Source organism: Limnohabitans sp. TEGF005, assembly GCF_055394835.1.
The window spans coordinates 992,975-1,010,791 of sequence record NZ_AP029226.1 but is presented as its reverse complement, the minus strand read 5'-3'; the positions used below and the strand labels follow the sequence as shown (position 1 = coordinate 1,010,791).

15 protein-coding genes are annotated in these 17,817 nt (G+C 56.4%); 2 read left to right on the top strand and 13 right to left on the bottom strand.

The annotated features are described in order from the left end of the window. Positions 1 to 20: 20 nt before the first annotated feature. From rplI to ppsA, 6 genes are all read right to left on the bottom strand, one after another. Entirely contained in the window at positions 21 to 473 is a 453-nt protein-coding gene (rplI, locus tag ACZ5RG_RS04850; protein WP_019428751.1) for a 50S ribosomal protein L9, read from the bottom strand. Between the two features lie 11 nt (positions 474 to 484). After that, the gene (rpsR, locus tag ACZ5RG_RS04845) at positions 485 to 766 is read right to left on the bottom strand and encodes a 30S ribosomal protein S18 (RefSeq protein WP_019427495.1); all 282 of its coding nucleotides are present in this window, start codon (positions 764 to 766) and stop codon (positions 485 to 487) included. 14 nt (positions 767 to 780) lie between these two features. Next, complete coding sequence (gene priB, locus ACZ5RG_RS04840; protein ID WP_464447919.1) at positions 781 to 1,068, bottom strand: primosomal replication protein N; 288 nt, start codon at positions 1,066 to 1,068, stop codon at positions 781 to 783. 17 nt (positions 1,069 to 1,085) lie between these two features. Then, positions 1,086 to 1,451 carry a 30S ribosomal protein S6 gene (rpsF, locus tag ACZ5RG_RS04835; RefSeq protein WP_019428749.1) on the bottom strand — a complete coding sequence of 122 codons (366 nt, stop codon included), beginning with the start codon at positions 1,449 to 1,451 and terminating at the stop codon, positions 1,086 to 1,088. A 94-nt stretch (positions 1,452 to 1,545) separates the two neighbouring features. After that, complete coding sequence (locus ACZ5RG_RS04830; protein WP_464447918.1) at positions 1,546 to 3,648, bottom strand: VC_2705 family sodium/solute symporter; 2,103 nt, start codon at positions 3,646 to 3,648, stop codon at positions 1,546 to 1,548. A gap of 34 nt (positions 3,649 to 3,682) precedes the next feature. Continuing rightward, entirely contained in the window at positions 3,683 to 6,073 is a 2,391-nt protein-coding gene (ppsA, locus tag ACZ5RG_RS04825; protein WP_312260386.1) for a phosphoenolpyruvate synthase, read from the bottom strand. A 144-nt stretch (positions 6,074 to 6,217) separates the two neighbouring features. On the opposite strand from ppsA, the gene ppsR reads away from it, so the two are divergent. Further along, positions 6,218 to 7,039 carry a posphoenolpyruvate synthetase regulatory kinase/phosphorylase PpsR gene (gene ppsR, locus ACZ5RG_RS04820; RefSeq protein ID WP_026036438.1) on the top strand — a complete coding sequence of 274 codons (822 nt, stop codon included), beginning with the start codon at positions 6,218 to 6,220 and terminating at the stop codon, positions 7,037 to 7,039. Between the two features lie 45 nt (positions 7,040 to 7,084). On the opposite strand, the gene glmM is transcribed toward ppsR, so the two are convergent. The 4 genes from glmM to ACZ5RG_RS04800 form a co-directional block, all read right to left on the bottom strand. Further along, the gene (gene glmM, locus ACZ5RG_RS04815; RefSeq protein ID WP_312260388.1) at positions 7,085 to 8,413 is read right to left on the bottom strand and encodes a phosphoglucosamine mutase; all 1,329 of its coding nucleotides are present in this window, start codon (positions 8,411 to 8,413) and stop codon (positions 7,085 to 7,087) included. An 87-nt stretch (positions 8,414 to 8,500) separates the two neighbouring features. Beyond that, a complete protein-coding gene (gene folP, locus ACZ5RG_RS04810) occupies positions 8,501 to 9,388 on the bottom strand; it encodes a dihydropteroate synthase (protein WP_464447917.1) in 888 nt (295 codons plus the stop codon). 63 nt (positions 9,389 to 9,451) lie between these two features. Next, entirely contained in the window at positions 9,452 to 11,368 is a 1,917-nt protein-coding gene (ftsH, locus tag ACZ5RG_RS04805; protein ID WP_464447916.1) for an ATP-dependent zinc metalloprotease FtsH, read from the bottom strand. A 106-nt stretch (positions 11,369 to 11,474) separates the two neighbouring features. Further along, a complete protein-coding gene (locus ACZ5RG_RS04800) occupies positions 11,475 to 12,137 on the bottom strand; it encodes an RlmE family RNA methyltransferase (RefSeq protein WP_298600092.1) in 663 nt (220 codons plus the stop codon). Positions 12,138 to 12,168: 31 nt separating this feature from the next. Here ACZ5RG_RS04800 and ACZ5RG_RS04795 point away from each other — a divergent pair, with 31 nt between their 5' ends. Next, positions 12,169 to 12,642, top strand: a complete 474-nt coding sequence (locus ACZ5RG_RS04795; RefSeq protein ID WP_019428741.1) for a YhbY family RNA-binding protein — start codon at positions 12,169 to 12,171, stop codon at positions 12,640 to 12,642. A 70-nt stretch (positions 12,643 to 12,712) separates the two neighbouring features. Here ACZ5RG_RS04795 and greA read toward each other — a convergent pair whose 3' ends face one another. The 3 genes from greA to carA form a co-directional block, all read right to left on the bottom strand. Next, positions 12,713 to 13,189: a transcription elongation factor GreA gene (gene greA / locus ACZ5RG_RS04790; RefSeq protein WP_298600097.1), complete on the bottom strand. Its 477-nt coding sequence runs from the start codon at positions 13,187 to 13,189 to the stop codon at positions 12,713 to 12,715. 103 nt (positions 13,190 to 13,292) lie between these two features. Beyond that, a complete protein-coding gene (gene carB, locus ACZ5RG_RS04785; protein WP_464447915.1) occupies positions 13,293 to 16,553 on the bottom strand; it encodes a carbamoyl-phosphate synthase large subunit in 3,261 nt (1,086 codons plus the stop codon). Between the two features lies 1 nt (position 16,554). After that, positions 16,555 to 17,718, bottom strand: a complete 1,164-nt coding sequence (carA, locus tag ACZ5RG_RS04780) for a glutamine-hydrolyzing carbamoyl-phosphate synthase small subunit (protein WP_298600103.1) — start codon at positions 17,716 to 17,718, stop codon at positions 16,555 to 16,557. Between the last annotated feature and the right edge of the window lie 99 nt (positions 17,719 to 17,817).

Below are 17,817 nucleotides of genomic sequence, written 5' to 3'. Positions count from 1 at the left end.
ATGGGAAGGTCTGTCGACGATCAGGCAGTTTCGCCCAACACAGTCACAGTCACGTCCACCACCACGTCGGTGTGCAAAGCCACTGACACTGCGGACTCACTCACTGTTTTGATGGGGCCATGAGGCATGCGGATCTGGGACTTGACCAGCTTGTAGCCTTGCTTGTTCAACTCTTCAGCGATGTCGTGGTTGGTCACAGAACCAAACAAACGGCCATCGACGCCAGCTTTTTGCGACAACTTGACGACCAAACCAGACAATTTCTCGCCTTGAGCTTGGGCTTCGGCCAATTTGGCAGCAGCTGCTTTTTCGAGTTCAACACGGCGAGCTTCGAACTCGGCCTTGTTGTTTTCGGTAGCACGGCGTGCACGGCCTTGTGGGATCAGGAAGTTGCGAGCGTAGCCGTCTTTGACTTTGACGATATCGCCCAGATTACCCAGGTTCACAACCTTTTCGAGCAGAATGATTTGCATGGTTGGACTCCTTAGACTTTGTGCTGGTCGGTGTAGGGCAACATGGCCAGGAAGCGTGCGCGCTTGATGGCTGTGTTGAGCTGACGCTGGAAAATGGCACGGGTGCCAGTCAGGCGTGCGGGAATGATCTTGCCGTTTTCGGCGATGAAGTCACGCAATGTGTCCACATCTTTGTAGTCGATTTCTTCGACGCCGGTCACAGTGAAGCGGCAAAAGCGCTTGCGCTTGAACAGCAGTGACTGGGTGTTGCGCTTAGGGCGCTTGTCTTTGTTGAATTTTTTGAACGTGGCCATGGGGCCTCCTGAAATTAATCTTGCTGAAACTCTTGAATGTGCAACACGACACTTTTGCCTTGTCGAGGGGTGGCCAAAAAGCCTTTGAACGTCCAGACACTGCCTACCGCTTGCTTGACCAGCGTTTCTGCCAAAGACCCGAAGGCCAAGGCACGAAGCTTAAGCTGGACTTTGCGGGCTTGTCCTGCCTCTTGTACTTCAGAGGCATGCCCCAGAATCAAGTCCAGAGCGGGCAACCCGGCGGGTGTGTATCGCAAAGCGGCTTGCTCGGCAATACAGGCGGTCAGTTCTGTAAGGTTCACTCCTCAACAGGTCAGTATCAAGCGGCGAATTCGGCTTGTTGTGACTTGCGGGCTTCTTCGCGCTCAACAGTTTTCATCATCGATGAAGGAGCGGTGTCGGCTTTTTTCTTGAGCACAGTCAGGTGACGCAAAACAGCATCGTTGAACTTGAAGGCATGCTCCAGTTCAGCCATGACGGCTTGGTCGGCTTCAATGTTCACGCACAGGTAGTGGGCTTTGCCCAGCTTGTTGATCTGGTATGCCAACTGACGGCGGCCCCAGTCTTCAACACGGTGGATATTGCCACCGCCGGCAGTGATCATGCCTTTGTAACGCTCCAGCATGGCTGGAACTTGTTCGGACTGATCGGGATGGATCAGCAAAATGATTTCGTAATGACGCATTGAGACTCCTTGCGGTTAACCCAAAAGGTTGGAAAAGCCGCCCCCAGCGTCTGTCGGGGTGCGGCAAGGCGAAGCCTGCGATTATAGCGTTAATTCAGAGGCCGGGATAGCCGCTGTCAGGCACGACAAGCTGCGTGCGCGGCACAACCCAACGGGTTGGCAATAGCAAAGTCAACAAAACCATCACCAGCAGGCCTGCGGGCACACCAAAAACACCCGCCGACAAGGGCTGAATGCCAAACCACAGCCCAGCACTGGGGTCCAATCCCCAAAAATGTCTGAAGCCGGGGGCATTGACCACCATGTAATAAAGGGTCAGACCCAAACCCGCCAGCATGCCGGCGACGACGGCGGGACGATGGACTTTTTGCCAAACCATGCCCAAAACCATGCCGGGGAAAAATGCGGCAGCTGCCAAGGAAAAAGACGTGGAGACCAACGCAAGGATTTCCGCAGGCTTGAAAGCGGCCACCACAGCGGCCAGCATGGCAACGGCCAACAATGCAAACTTAGACAAAATAACGCGCCCCTCCGCAGATTTGGGTTTGCGTTCACGCCCTGGCCCAATGTCATGCACCAAGGCATTGCTGATGGTCAACAACAAGCCATCGGCGGTTGACAAGGCGGCCGCCACCCCCCCGGCAGCCACCAAGCCTGAGACCACAAAAGGCATACCGCCCAATTCAGGGGTGGCCAGCATGATCATGTCGGCTCCCAGCTTCAACTCACCCAACTGCAAGACCCCGTCACCGTTGACGTCCGAAAACTCCAGCAGCGCAGAATCAAGACGGGCCCATTGCGCCATCCAGCTCGGCAAATCCGCAAAACTGCTGCCCACCAGGTTATTCAGCACCTCGAACTTCACCAGCACAGCCAAAGCCGGAACACTCAGGTAAAGCAAGCCAATGAAGAACAAGGACCAAGCCACCGAAGTGCGGGTCTCGGCAACCGAGGGCAATGTGTAAAAGCGCGTCAGCAAGTGAGGCAAGCCAGCTGTTCCGACCATGAGGCAAAACACCAGCGCCAGAAAATTCAGCCTCGACTCATCGAACAACTTGATGTCTTGCGCACTGCCATGAGGGTTGCCTGCAAATGCCTGAGCGTGGGCAGGCATTCCCCCCAAAGGTCGGGCCCGGTCACGGTTGTCGTGCATGGCTCGGGTCCATTGTTCACGTGCTGTCGCAGCATCGCGAGGTACCGCCAAAAGTGCGCGCCGAGCTTGTGCAATGGAAGCGTAATCAGCCGATTGGGCCTTGAGCATGCGGATTTTTTCCTCCAGCTCCAGACGCAGCTCGGCCATGGATCGTTCGACATTTTCAAGCCGCGCCTCAAACATTTTGGCCCGACGTGCAAACTCTTGACGCACCTCGATTTCGGCTGGATCGTTGATCAGCTTTTTTTCGATGGCTGCAATGTGCGCAAGCTGCTGGCCGTAGACCAAGGGAGCGAACGGTGTTCCAAGTTGCTTATAGGCAAGCCAGGACACAGGAATCATGAAGGCCAGCAGCAACATGATGTATTGCGCCACCTGCGTCCAAGTGATGGCACGCATGCCCCCCAAAAATGAACACAGCAAAACCCCGCCCAAACCGAGCAAGATGCCAATCTCGAACTGAACGCCCGTCAAACGGGATGCGATCAACCCGATGCCATAAATCTGGGCCACAACATAGGTGAATGAACACAACACCGAAGCCAATGCGGCGATGATGCGGGGCCAACGACCGCCATAACGGCGGTCAAAGTAGTCCGGCAAGGTGTAAAGCTTCATGGCCCGCAAATGGGGGGCAATCAACAATGCGACCAGGCAAAAGCCGCCGGTCCAGCCCATCACATAAGCCAAGCCACCAGGCTGCTGCCCGCTGCCAGAGAAGCCCTGCAAATAAAGTGCCCCCGCCAAGCTGATGAAAGAGGCTGCACTCATCCAGTCGGCGGCAGTGGCCATGCCGTTGTACATGGCCGGAATACGCCTACCCGCGACGTAATACTCGTCTTCGTCCGTTGTCCTGCTGGAAATGCCAATCAAGGCATAGATCATCACCGTGCTGAACAAAAAAATGGGGCCAATCAAATTGCGTGACAGTCCCCACCGTTCAGCCGAAGCCATGGCCCCCATCAAAGTGACGAGGATGCCGATGTAGATCAGCACATTGCGGTGAATCCGCCAGTGGTAAGCCGCAGTTCGACGGTTTGCCATCGGTTGAGTCATCGCAAGGCCCCGGATTGAAGAATCAGCGACCCAAATTGGTCCAGGTTTCGATCACCGTGTCCGGGTTGAGCGAGATGGAGCTGATGCCCTTGTCCATCAACCAGCGCGCGAAATCAGGGTGATCGCTGGGGCCCTGTCCGCAGATACCGATGTACTTGCCTTTGGCCAGGCAGGCCTTGATCGCTTGCTCAATCAAGGCGGTCACAGCGGGGTCGCGTTCGTCAAAGTCCATTGCCAGCAATTCCAGGCCAGAATCACGATCAAGGCCCAAAGTGAGCTGCGTCAGATCGTTGGAGCCGATCGAAAATCCATCGAAAAACTCAAGGAATTGTTCAGCCAGGATGGCGTTGCTGGGCACTTCGCACATCATGATGACTTTGAGATCGTGTTCGCCACGACGCAAACCTTGAGTGGCCAGCAGTTTGGTGACCTTTTCGGCTTGTCCCAAGGTGCGGACAAACGGCACCATGATCTGGACGTTGGTCAATCCCATCTCGCCACGCACGCGTTTGATCGCTTCGCATTCCATGGCAAAGGCCTCGCCAAAATCTGCGCTGATGTAACGCGCAGCGCCACGAAAACCCAGCATCGGATTTTCTTCTTCCGGCTCGTAGCGGCTGCCACCAATGAGCTTGCGGTATTCGTTGCTCTTGAAATCCGACAAACGCACGATCACTGGTTTAGGCCAAAAAGCCGCTGCGATGCTGGCCACACCTTCGGCCACTTTGTCGACATAAAACGCACGGGGTGACGCATGGCCACGGGCGACCGATTCCACAGCTTTCTTCAAGTCGGCATCGATGGCCGGGTAATCCAGGATCGCCTTGGGGTGCACGCCGATGTTGTTGTTGATGATGAATTCCAGACGCGCCAGGCCCACACCGGCGTTGGGCAGTTGTGCAAAATCGAAGGCCAACTGGGGATTGCCCACGTTCATCATGATTTTGGTTTTGATCTCGGGCAACACGCCACGCTGGATTTCGCTGATTTCAGTTTCCAGCAAGCCATCGTAAATGTGACCGGTATCGCCTTCGGCACAGCTGACGGTGACCAAGGTGCCCTCTTTCAGCTGTTCTGTGGCGTTGCCGCAGCCCACCACGGCAGGAATGCCCAACTCACGCGCAATGATGGCAGCGTGGCAGGTGCGACCGCCCCGGTTGGTGACGATGGCGCTGGCACGCTTCATCACGGGTTCCCAATTAGGGTCGGTCATGTCGGTCACCAGCACGTCGCCGGGCTGAACCTTGTCCATCTCGCTGATGTGATGCACCAAGCGCACAGGGCCCGTGCCGATCTTTTGGCCAATCGCCCTGCCCTCGGCCAAGATGGTGCTTTTGCCTTTGAGCTTGTAACGCAGCTCGGGCGTGCCTTTGGCCTGGCTTTTCACGGTTTCAGGACGTGCTTGCAGGATGTACAAAAGGCCATCCGTGCCGTCTTTGCCCCACTCGATGTCCATCGGGCGACCGTAGTGCTGCTCGATGACCACGGCATAACGGGCCAACTGCTCAACCTCGTCATCGGTCAGGCTGTAGCGGTTGCGCAACTCAGCGGGCACATCGGTGGTTTTGACCAGCTTGCCCGAAGCCGCTTTTTCTTCTGGCGTGGCAAACACCATCTCGATCAATTTAGAGCCCAGATTGCGTCGGATGACACATCGCTTGCCCGCAGCCAACATGGGTTTGTGCACGTAGAACTCATCCGGGTTCACCGCGCCCTGCACCACGGTCTCACCCAAGCCGTAGCTGGAGGTGATGAACACCACATCTTCGAAACCCGACTCGGTATCGATGGTGAACATGACACCCGCAGCCCCCAAATCAGAGCGCACCATGCGTTGCACACCTGCCGACAAAGCCACATCAGCGTGTGCAAAACCTTTGTGCACGCGGTAGCTGATGGCGCGGTCGTTGTACAAAGAGGCAAACACCTCTTTCATTTTGTGCAGCACGTCAGCGATGCCGACCACGTTCAAAAAAGTCTCTTGCTGACCCGCAAATGAAGCGTCAGGCAAATCTTCGGCGGTGGCCGAAGATCGCACAGCAAAAGAAGCCTCGGGGTTGCTGCCTTGCAGGCGGACAAACGCCTCGCGAATGGCCTGCTCAAGATCGGACGGAAAAGGCTGGGCTTCGACCATGGCGCGGATTTCTGCCCCCGCTGCGGCCAAGGCACGGACATCTTCTGTGTCCAGCGCGTCCAGCCGGGCATTGATGCGCTCAGTCAAGCCGCCAAAAGCCAGAAACTGCCGAAAAGCATGGGCGGTGGTGGCAAAACCCGTCGGCACACGCACGCCCGAGGGCAATTGCGAAATCATCTCCCCCAAGCTGGCGTTTTTGCCACCGACCGACTCCACATCGGTCATGCGCAATTGCTCAAAGGGAACGACCAAAGCGGTCTCACTGAAAAGATCAGACATGCAAAGCTCCAAAGTTAAAACCGGGCTCCATGGGTCAGGACGGGATTTTGTTGTTCTTGGAATTCAACCGCCGAGCGGGGTGCCATGGATAATCGAATCATTTTAGGGGGCTTGGTGCCGCCTTCATTTGAAATTTTTGCATCCATGTCCAAACGCACTGTTTTTTTCGTCTCTGACGGCACCGGCATCACAGCAGAGACTTTTGGCAACGCCATCTTGGCCCAGTTCGACATGAAGACGCGGCATGTGCGCCTGCCTTTCACCGACACCATCGACAAGGCGCACCAAGCGGTCAGGCAGATCAACCACACCGCCGATACCGAGGGCAGCAAACCCATCGTGTTCACCACCTTGGTGAACATGGACGTGCTCAAAGTGCTGCAAGAGCATTGCCAAGGCATGTTGCTGGACATGTTTGGCACCTTTGTGAACCCGCTTGAAAACGAGCTGGGCATCAAGTCGCACCACCGGGTCGGGCGTTTTTCGGATGTGAGCAAAAGCAAGGAATACCACGACCGCATCGAGGCCATCAACTTTTCACTGGCCCATGACGATGGCCAATCCAACCGGGACCTTGAGTCGGCAGATGTGATTTTGGTGGGCGTGAGCCGCAGCGGCAAAACCCCGACCAGCTTGTATTTGGCCATGCAGCACGGCCTGAAAGCCGCCAACTACCCCTTGATTCCTGAAGACTTTGACCGCAAGCAGTTGCCCCCAGCCCTGGTGCCGCACCGCAAAAAAATCTTCGGCCTGAGCATCCATCCTGATCGCCTGGCCGAAATCCGCGCAGAGCGCAGACCCAACTCGCGTTACGCCAGTCTGGAAAATTGCCGCATGGAAGTCTCTGAAGGGGAAGCCATGATGCGCCGCTCCGGCATCCGCTGGCTGTCGACCACCACCAAGTCGATCGAAGAGATCGCCACCACCATCCTTCAGGAAATCAAACCAGAGCGGCTGATTTACTGAGTAGGCTGTACGCCCGGTGCTGGGCTCAGCAAGCGAGGTGACAGATCAAGACAGGGTTGCCGCAATCCGTTCGGCACATTGGCGTGCTTGCACCGCATCACGCGCCTCGACCATGACCCGCACCAAAGGCTCAGTGCCACTGGCCCGGATCAAGACCCGGCCCGAATCGCCCAACTCGGACTCTGCGGCCCGAGTGGCATCCCACAAAGGCTGATGGCCTTGCCAATCAAAGCCCGGCGTCAAACGCACATTGATCAACGTTTGCGGGAACAGCGTGATGCCCTCCAGCAATTGGGCCATGGTCTGTCCGCTGCCCACACAGGCTTGCAAAACCTGCAAAGCGCTGACCAAGCCATCGCCTGTGGTGTGCTTGTCCAAGGCCAACAAATGGCCCGAGCCCTCGCCACCCAGCAACCAACCCTTGTCGTGCAAGACCTCCAGCACATAACGGTCACCCACCTTGGCCCGCACAAATTGCACACCGCGTTGCTTGAGTGCCACCTCGATCGCCAAGTTGGTCATCAAGGTGCCCACGGCACCCGGCACAGCTTCGTCTCTTGCCAAACGGTCTGCGACCATGAGGTACAACAACTCATCGCCGTTGAACAATCGGCCTGTGGCATCCACGAATTGCAAGCGGTCAGCATCTCCATCAAGTGCAATGCCGTAATCAGCGCCTTGGTCTTTGACGGCTTGCACCAAAGCCTCAGGGTGCGTGGCTCCCACGCCTTTGTTGATGTTCAGGCCGTCCGGGGCGCAGCCGATCGCGATCACCTCGGCACCCAACTCGTGGAAAACCTTGGGCGCGATTTGATAGGCCGCGCCATGGGCGGCATCCACCACAATCTTCAAGCCCTTGAGGGTCAAATCGTTCGAAAAGGTGCTCTTGCAAAACTCAATGTAACGACCCGCTGCGTCGTCCAGACGCCGGGTTTTACCCAAAGCGGCAGAGTCCACCCAGACCGGGTCTTCCAGCAAAGTCGCCTCAACGGTTTCTTCCCAAGCATCGGACAGCTTTTTGCCTTGGGCGCTGAAAAACTTGATGCCGTTGTCGGCAAACGGGTTGTGGCTTGCGCTGATCACCACACCCAGAGAAGCGCGCTGCGCACGGGTCAAATACGCCACCGCTGGCGTGGGCACAGGCCCCAACAACACCACATCAACCCCTGCCGAGTTGAAACCTGATTCGAGCGCACTTTCCAACATATAGCCAGAAATTCGGGTGTCTTTTCCGATCAGTACCACCGGGTGCGCCTCTTGAGCTTTCAAAACACGACCTACTGCATGCGCCAAACGCAAAATGAAATCCGGCGTGATGGGGCTTTGACCTACCGTGCCCCGAATGCCGTCCGTTCCGAAATATTGACGCGCCATGCTCACCATCCTTGTTTTTTTAATAAGTCAAAGAATTCTAGCGGCCGGATCGGCCCCCCATCCTGACAAAAGAGAGTATTCAGCGGTTTAGTCCACACCGATATGAGACTGCATGGCCTGCCAGACTTTGAGCGCATCCACTGTGGGCTTAACGTCGTGCACGCGCACCACACGTGAGCCCCTGTCAACCGCCAACAACGCGGCGGCCACACTGGCCGCTTGGCGTTGCGCGGGCTCAGGGATCTGTCCTTTGTCACTCAACACCGCGCCCAAAGAAGATTTGCGGGACCAACCGGCCAAAACCGGATAGCCCAAACGCAATAAATCGGACTGCCTGGCGAGCAACTGGAAGTTCTGCGCAACGGTTTTGCCAAACCCGATACCAGGATCGAGCATCAATCTGGATGACGCAACGCCCTGGGCGGTGAGTGATTCGACGCGCCCCTTCAAGAAAGCAGCGACCTCGGCCAGCACGTCCCCGGTCATGGTCTGCATTTGCATGGTTTGAGGTTCTCGGTGCATGTGCATCAAACACACGCCACAAGCGGGATGCGCGGCAATCACACGCTCAGCCCCCGGCTGGCGTAAAGCCCAAATGTCATTGACGATGTCGACGCCCAGATCCAGCACCACCTGCATCACTTCAGGCTTGTACGTGTCTACCGATATCGGCACTTGCCAACGAACCGCCTCTTTCAAAAACGGGACAAGGCGCGCCAACTCTTGCGACAAAGGCACAAGGTCTGCGCCTGGCCGCGTGGACTCGCCGCCCACATCCAAAATGCCTGCGCCATCGCGCAGTAATTGCTCGGCATGCCGCAGAGCCTGTGTCACATCGCCGTGCTGCCCTCCGTCAGAAAAAGAATCGGGTGTGACATTCACAATGCCCATGACCCAGGGGTGAGAGAGGTCCAAATCGAACCGCGTGGTCTGCCAACGCGTGGCGCGGTGCAGTCCTGTTTTTTCAGCTTCCATAAGGCTTGTTCCATGAAAAACGGAGCCCGAAGGCCCCGCTCTTGTGACACCGGTCTTGAAAAATCAAGCGGCCGTGGTCGCTGGCTCTGCTTGAATCTCAGGGGTACCGCCGCCGCTGCCGCCACCGGTGGGCGGTGTACGAGGCGTCCAGTCTTTGGGTGGCATGGGGTCGCGCCCAGCCATGATGTCGTCGATCTGGTCCTTGTCGATGGTTTCCCACTCCAGCAAGGCTTTGGCCATGCCGTGCATCTGGGCGCTGTGCTCTTCAATGAGCCGACGGGCCAAACTGTACTGCTCGTCGATGATGCGTCGCACTTCCATGTCCACCTTTTGCATGGTGGATTCGCTCATGTTAGTGGTCTTGGTCACCGAGCGGCCCAAGAACACTTCGCCTTCGTTTTCGGCATACACCATCGGCCCCAACGCATCCGTCATGCCGTAGCGCATGACCATGTCGCGGGCAATCGAGGTGGCCCGTTCAAAGTCGTTGCTGGCACCGGTGGTCATTTGGTGCATGAACACCTCTTCGGCAATGCGGCCACCAAACAACATGCTGATCTGGTTCAGCATGAATTCCTTGTCGTAACTGTAGCGGTCCTTTTCGGGCAAGCTCATCGTCACACCCAAGGCACGGCCACGGGGAATGATCGTGACTTTGTGCACCGGATCGCACTTGGGCAACAATTTACCGATCAAGGCATGGCCAGCTTCGTGGTAAGCCGTGTTGCGACGCTCTTCTTCGGGCATGACCATGCTCTTGCGCTCAGGCCCCATCAGGATCTTGTCTTTGGCTTTTTCGAAGTCAACCATCTCAACCACGCGTGCATTGCGACGGGCAGCCATCAAGGCAGCTTCGTTGCACAGGTTGGCCAGATCAGCACCGCTCATGCCAGGTGTGCCACGCGCAATCACACCGGCATTGACGTCTTGGCCAATAGGCACCTTGCGCATGTGCACGTTCAAGATTTGCTCGCGTCCGCGGATATCGGGCAGCGTCACATACACCTGACGGTCAAAACGGCCCGGACGCAACAAAGCGGCATCCAGAATGTCTGGTCGGTTGGTCGCGGCCACCACGATCACACCCAAATTGGTCTCAAAGCCATCCATCTCCACCAGCATCTGGTTGAGGGTTTGCTCGCGCTCGTCATTGCCACCGCCCAAGCCTGCGCCACGTTGGCGGCCAACTGCATCGATTTCATCGATGAAGATGATGCAAGGCGCGTTCTTTTTAGCGTTTTCGAACATATCACGGACACGGGCTGCGCCCACGCCGACAAACATCTCGACAAAATCAGAACCCGAGATGCTGAAAAAGGGCACCTTGGCTTCGCCTGCGATGCCTTTGGCCAGCAGTGTTTTACCGGTGCCTGGTGGGCCTACAAGCAGCAGACCACGAGGGATACGACCGCCCAGTTTCTGGAACCGCTGAGGGTCTTTCAGGAAATCGACGACTTCCTTGACTTCTTCTTTGGCCTCATCGCAACCGGCCACGTCGGCAAAGGTGACCTGGTTGTTGTTTTCGTCCAGCATGCGTGCTTTGGATTTGCCAAAGCTGAAGGCACCGCCTTTGCCTCCGCCTTGCATCTGGCGCATGAAATACACCCAGACACCGATCAAGAGCAACATCGGGCCCCAGCTGACCAACAGGGTCATGAGCAGGGAGCCTTCTTCGCGGGGCTTGACATCAAATTTGACGCCACTGTTGATCAAATCGCCGACCAAACCGCGATCCAAATATGTGGCCGTGGTCTTGATGCGACGATCGTCGTTGGTGACAGCCAAAATTTCGGTGCCACCAGGGCTCTCAGAAATTGTGGCGCTCTTGATCCGGTTGCCGCGAACCTCTTCCAGAAAGTCAGAATAACCAATGGCATTCGCACCTGCGACGCCACGGTTGTCAAACTGCTTGAACAAGGTGAACAGCACCATGGCAATCACCATCCAAACGGCAATTTTGGAAAACCAAGGGTTATTCAAGAGACACTCCAATCGAAAAAAATGACTGTTCTCATTCTAGGCCTGCGGCATGGACCCAAACGCCAGTGATGAAGTTTTAGCCCTCAAAAACAGAGGAATTAGCCCCTTAAAGCGAGCTGATAAGCCCCATGCCCACCAAAAAAGTCTCGGAGGACTTGTCGCGCGAAGCTTTGGGCTTGATGGGCTTGACCACCTTGAAGGTCTCTTTGAACATTTTCACGATTTGGCTGTAACCACTGCCATGAAAGACTTTGACCACCAGAGCACCTTCGGGTTTCATGTGATTTTGGGCAAACTCGACAGCCAACTCGATCAAATGCGTGATGCGGGCTGCATCCGAAGACTCAATGCCCGACAAATTGGGCGCCATGTCGGAAACAACCACATCCGCCTGACGGCCCTGCAGCGCGGCCTCAAGCAAAGTAGCGACCTCGTTTTCACGGAAATCCCCTTGAATGAACTGAACCCCTTCCACAGGAGCCATCGGCAAAAGGTCCAGCGCAATGATGGTCCCGTTGAGCGCCCCCACCGCCGCACCATCGGGCGACAGCCGTCTGCGCAGGTATTGGCTCCAGGCGCCAGGTGCCGAGCCCAGATCGACCACCAGATTGCCTGGACGGATCAAACCGAGCGTTTCATCGATCTCTTTCAATTTATAGGCAGCCCGTGCCCGATAACCCTCTCTCAGGGCCAGTTTGACGTAGGTGTCATTGACATGGTCGTTCAACCAGGCTTTGTTCACCTTTTTACTTTTGGTTTTGACTTTCATTCTTCTGCGTCCTTGCGGGGATAATACGGGGATGCCCCAAATACAACTCACACCTTCCGAGCGCAAAGTTTTTCGCGCCGATGCCCATCACCTGGATCCGGTCGTCATGATCGGGGGCGATGGCCTGACTCCTGCTGTCGTCAAGGAAACCGAAGCGGCACTGAACGCCCATGGCCTGATCAAAATCAGGGTTCTGGGCGACGATCGCGCTGCGCGCGAGGCCATGTTTGCACAACTCGCCGACCAACTCAATGCTGCGCCTATCCAGCACATCGGCAAATTGCTGATCCTCTGGCGCCCTCAGCCCGAGAAAATCAAAGAGGTTGACGAGGACCGTAAAGCCGGCCCACGCGATTTCAAGATTCTCAAATACAGTTCACGCGGTGGTCAACGCCCCGAAGTCAAAACTGTTCGTGTGTTGGGCAACCAACGCCTGGCGGCCGGCGGTCAAATCAAACGGGCAAAGCCCAAGCAAAAATCAGTCAAAAAAGGTCGCCACGACTGATACGCTTCCTGCCTGAACAAGCTCAAACCACTTTGAAGGCCGTTTTGATACGGCCTTCATTTTGGATGATTCAGATGTACGAGACACCTACGATTTCATAGCGACGCACACCACCCGGTGCTTGCACTTCAGCCACATCGCCCTCTTCTTTGCCGATCAAGGCGCGGGCAATCGGACTGCTGATGTTGATCAGCCCCAATTTCAAGTCGGCCTCGTCCTCGCCCACGATCTGGTATTTCACAGCTTCGCCTGAGCTCTCATCTTCTAGCTCTACGGTCGTGCCAAACACCACTCGACCACCCGCATCCACCGATGTCGGATCGATGACTTGTGCAGCAGACAACTTGCCTTCAATTTCCTGGATCCGGCCTTCGATGAAGCCTTGACGGTCTTTGGCTGCATCGTATTCGGCGTTCTCACTCAGGTCTCCCTGTGCACGTGCCTCGGCAATGGCTTGAATCACGCCTGGGCGGTCGACTGTCTTGAGGCGGTGCAACTCGTCTTTGAGCTTTTCAGCGCCGCGTTTTGTAATCGGGATGGTTGACATATTCAGTTCTCCAAAAGCAAACCGCCGAGCGTTGAGACTCGGCGGTCATTGTCTGCATTATGCCTTGCACCAAGGTGCCGGACACAGGGCTTAGGCAGCGATTTCAGGACGCCAATTGCGCGTGCATTTCTTGAACCGAAATCACATCCAATTGGTCCATGTACTTCATGCCCTCGACCGCTGCTTCAGCACCGGCAATGGTGGTGAAGGTCGTGACACGGTTGAGCAAGGCCGACGTGCGGATGTGGCGCGAATCAGCAATCGCATTGCGACGCTCTTCGACCGTGTTGATGACCAACACCACTTCGTTGTTCTTGATCATGTCCACAATGTGAGGGCGACCTTCGGTCACCTTGTTCACCGTGGCACAAGCCACGCCCGCAGCGTTGATGGCACTGGCTGTGCCCTTGGTGGCAATCAGCACAAAACCTTGCGTCATCAGTTGACGCGCCACTTCAATCGCACGAGGCTTGTCGTTGTTTTTCACCGAGATGAAGACCTTGCCCGAGGGCGAGCCGTCGGCCTTTGCGGGCCGTGGCAGCTTGGTTCCTGCACCCAATTGGCTTTTCACAAAAGCTTCACCAAAGGTCTTACCAACACCCATGACTTCGCCCGTGGACTTCATCTCGGGGCCGAGAATGGTGTCTACGCCCGGGAATTTCACGAATGGGAAGACGGCTTCTTTCACACTGAAATAAGGTGGTGTGACTTCTTTGGTGATGCCTTGCGAAGCCAAGCTTTGACCAGCCATGCAACGCGCTGCCACTTTGGCCAACTGGATGCCCGTGGCTTTAGAGACATAAGGCACGGTGCGTGAAGCGCGCGGGTTCACTTCGAGTACATAAATAACGTCTTGGCCATCGATGTTTTGAATCGCAAACTGAACGTTCATCAATCCGACCACATGCAAGGCACCCGCCATGGCTGCTGACTGGCGCTTCAGTTCGTTGACGGTTTCCGCCGACAGAGAGTAAGGCGGCAAAGAACAAGCCGAGTCACCGCTGTGCACGCCCGCTTGCTCAATGTGTTCCATCACGCCACCGATAAAGGTCTTGCCTTCGGAGTCGCGGATGCAATCCACATCACATTCGATAGCGTCGTTCAGGAAACGGTCCAGCAACACTGGGGAGTCGTGCGAGACCTTGACCGCTTCGCGCATGTAGCGCTCGAGGTCACGTTGCTCGTGCACGATTTCCATGGCACGGCCACCCAGCACGTAGCTGGGGCGCACCACCAAGGGGTAGCCCAAAGCAGCCGCTTTTTCCAGGGCTTCTGGCTCGGTGCGGGCTGTGGCGTTGGGCGGCTGACGCAGACCCAGCTCTTGCAGCAACTGCTGGAAGCGCTCGCGGTCTTCGGCTGCGTCGATCATGTCCGGGCTGGTGCCGATGATCGGCACGCCAGCGGCTTCCAAATCAAGCGCCAACTTCAAAGGCGTTTGACCACCGTACTGCACGATGACGCCTGTCGGCTTTTCCTTGTCCACGATTTCCAGCACATCTTCCAACGTGACAGGCTCGAAGTACAAGCGGTCCGAAGTGTCGTAATCGGTCGACACGGTCTCGGGGTTGCAGTTGACCATGATGGTTTCATAACCGTCTTCGCGCATGGCGAGAGCTGCATGCACGCAGCAATAGTCAAATTCGATACCCTGGCCGATGCGGTTCGGGCCGCCGCCAAGCACCATGATTTTCTTGTTGGCAGTGGGCTCGGCTTCGCATTCACCGTCGCCATTGCCTTCGTAACAAGAATACATGTAGGCGGTGTCAGTCGAGAACTCGGCTGCACAGGTGTCCACGCGTTTGTAAACAGGGCGAATGTTCAGGGCATGGCGGCGCTCACGCACCACATGCTCAGTGGTTTTCAGCAACTTGGCCAAGCGGCGGTCGGAAAAACCCTTCTTCTTGAGCGCACGCAGTTCTTCGGCCGTGATCGCTTCCAGCGTGGTGGTTTCCAGTTCGAGTTCGATCTTCACGATCTCTTCGATCTGCACCAAGAACCAAGGGTCGATCTTGGTCAAGGCGAACACCTCGTCCACACTCAAACCCATGGCAAAGGCGTCGCCCACGTACCAGATGCGCTCAGGACCGGGCTCGCCCAGTTCTTTTTCCAGGACTTCACGGTCCTGGGTTTTTTCGTTCATACCGTCCACACCCACTTCCAGACCGCGCAACGCTTTCTGGAAAGATTCTTGGAAAGTGCGGCCCATGGCCATCACCTCGCCCACCGACTTCATTTGGGTGGTCAAACGGCTGTCAGCTGTCGGGAATTTCTCGAAAGCAAAACGCGGAATCTTGGTGACCACGTAGTCGATGGATGGCTCGAAAGAAGCAGGCGTTGCACCGCCCGTGATTTCGTTGCGCAATTCGTCGAGCGTGTAGCCCACAGCGAGCTTGGCAGCCACTTTCGCAATAGGGAAACCGGTGGCCTTGGAAGCCAACGCCGATGAACGCGAGACACGCGGGTTCATCTCGATGACGACCATGCGCCCATCCACCGGATTGATGGAGAACTGCACGTTCGAGCCACCCGTGTCTACACCGATCTCGCGCAGCACAGCCAATGAGGCGTTGCGCAAAATCTGGTATTCCTTGTCGGTCAAGGTTTGCGCAGGGGCCACTGTGATGGAATCACCTGTGTGCACGCCCATGGGATCGAGGTTTTCGATCGAGCAGATGATGATGCAGTTGTCCGCCTTGTCGCGCACCACTTCCATCTCGTACTCTTTCCAGCCGAGCAAAGACTCTTCAATCAGCAACTCGGTCGTAGGCGAAGCCTCTAGGCCGCGTTTGCAAATGACCTCGAATTCTTCGGGGTTGTAGGCGATGCCACCGCCGGTGCCGCCCAAAGTGAAGCTGGGGCGAATGACCGTAGGGAAGCCCAATGTCTTTTGCACATCCCAAGCCTCTTCCATGCTGTGGGCGATCCCGGAGCGCGCTGAGCCCAAACCAATTTTGGTCATGGCATCTTTGAACTTCAGGCGGTCTTCGGCTTTGTCGATGGCCTCTGGCGTGGCGCCGATCAGCTCGACCTTGTACTTTTCAAGCACGCCGTTGTGCCACAAATCCAAAGCGCAGTTGAGCGCGGTCTGGCCACCCATGGTGGGCAAGATTGCATCAGGACGCTCTTTGGCAATGATCTTCTCGACCGTCTGCCAAGTGATGGGCTCGATGTAGGTCACGTCGGCCGTGGCCGGGTCGGTCATGATCGTGGCGGGGTTGCTGTTGATCAGGATGACCTTGTAACCCTCTTCACGCAAAGCCTTGCAGGCTTGCACGCCGGAATAGTCAAACTCACAGGCCTGACCAATGATGATCGGGCCAGCGCCAATGATGAGGATACTTTTGAGGTCGGTGCGCTTTGGCATGTTAAGAAGCCTCCATCAGGTTGATGAAGCGGTCAAAGAGGTAAGCAATGTCATGCGGTCCGGGCGAGGCTTCTGGGTGACCTTGGAAGCAGAACGCCGGCTTGTCGGTGCGGGCAAGGCCCTGCAGGGTGCCGTCAAACAGCGACACATGGGTGGCACGCAAATTGGCGGGCAAAGACTTTTCGTCGACAGCAAAACCGTGGTTTTGGCTGGTGATGGAGACGCGCCCTGTGTCGAGGTCTTTCACGGGGTGATTAGCGCCGTGGTGACCAAACTTCATCTTGAAGGTTTTGGCACCGCTGGCCAAGGCCATGATTTGGTGACCCAGGCAAATACCGAAAGTCGGAATGCCGGTTTCGATCAACTCAGCAGCCGCCGCAATCGCGTAGTCGCAAGGCTGTGGGTCGCCAGGGCCGTTGGACAAGAAGATGCCGTCGGGTTTGTGTTTGAGCACTTCAGCTGCAGACGTTTTGGCAGGTACCACGGTCACTTTGCAACCGCGTGCAGCCAACATGCGCAAAATGTTTTTCTTGACGCCAAAGTCATAGGCAACCACATGAAACTTGGGCGATGCCTGAGTGCCGTAGCCCTCGCCGAGCTTCCACTCGGTTTGCGTCCAGTCGTAAGACTGGGTAGCCGTCACTTCTTGTGCCAAATCGAGGCCAGCCATGTTGGGCGCCGCTTTGGCGGAGGCAATCGCATCGTCGATCAGGCTCTGCGTCACTTGCTGGCCTTTGGCCAAACCCACAATCGCACCGTTTTGGGCACCCTTGGTGCGCAAAATTCGAGTCAACTGGCGGGTATCGATGTTCGCAATGGCCACCGTGCCTGCGTCCACAAGATAGGACGAAAGGGTCTGGCTTGAACGGAAGTTGCTCGCAATCAATGGCAGATCTTTGATGATCAAACCTGCAGCATGGACTTTGTCAGCTTCGATGTCTTCCACACTGACGCCGTAGTTGCCGATGTGCGGGTACGTCAAAGTGACGATCTGCTGGCAGTAGCTGGGGTCGGTGAGGATTTCCTGGTAGCCGGTGAGCGAGGTGTTGAACACCACTTCGCCGACTGTGGAGCCAGTAGCTCCAATCGAGTTGCCGATAAAGACCGTGCCGTCTGCGAGCGCCAAGATGGCGGGCGGGAAGGTTCCCTGAAGAGACAAAAGCACTGGGTTCTCCGGAATAGTTCGGGTACGCCTCAGCACTCACCAGAGATGCGATCTCTTTTTGGCTGCTTGTTCGAGGATTGGGCCTGGGATGGACTGTGG

Bases quoted from the DNA above. Each gene is read 5' to 3' on its own strand.
- rplI (WP_019428751.1), bottom strand. From the start codon at position 473: ATGCAAATCATTCTGCTCGAAAAGGTTGTGAACCTGGGTAATCTGGGC.
- rpsR (WP_019427495.1), bottom strand. From the start codon at position 766: ATGGCCACGTTCAAAAAATTCAACAAAGACAAGCGCCCTAAGCGCAAC.
- rpsF (WP_019428749.1), bottom strand. From the start codon at position 1,451: ATGCGTCATTACGAAATCATTTTGCTGATCCATCCCGATCAGTCCGAA.
- ACZ5RG_RS04830 (WP_464447918.1), bottom strand. From the start codon at position 3,648: ATGGCAAACCGTCGAACTGCGGCTTACCACTGGCGGATTCACCGCAAT.
- ppsA (WP_312260386.1), bottom strand. From the start codon at position 6,073: ATGTCTGATCTTTTCAGTGAGACCGCTTTGGTCGTTCCCTTTGAGCAA.
- ppsR (WP_026036438.1), top strand. From the start codon at position 6,218: ATGTCCAAACGCACTGTTTTTTTCGTCTCTGACGGCACCGGCATCACA.
- glmM (WP_312260388.1), bottom strand. From the start codon at position 8,413: ATGGCGCGTCAATATTTCGGAACGGACGGCATTCGGGGCACGGTAGGT.
- folP (WP_464447917.1), bottom strand. From the start codon at position 9,388: ATGGAAGCTGAAAAAACAGGACTGCACCGCGCCACGCGTTGGCAGACC.
- ACZ5RG_RS04800 (WP_298600092.1), bottom strand. From the start codon at position 12,137: ATGAAAGTCAAAACCAAAAGTAAAAAGGTGAACAAAGCCTGGTTGAAC.
- ACZ5RG_RS04795 (WP_019428741.1), top strand. From the start codon at position 12,169: ATGCCCCAAATACAACTCACACCTTCCGAGCGCAAAGTTTTTCGCGCC.
- greA (WP_298600097.1), bottom strand. From the start codon at position 13,189: ATGTCAACCATCCCGATTACAAAACGCGGCGCTGAAAAGCTCAAAGAC.
- carB (WP_464447915.1), bottom strand. From the start codon at position 16,553: ATGCCAAAGCGCACCGACCTCAAAAGTATCCTCATCATTGGCGCTGGC.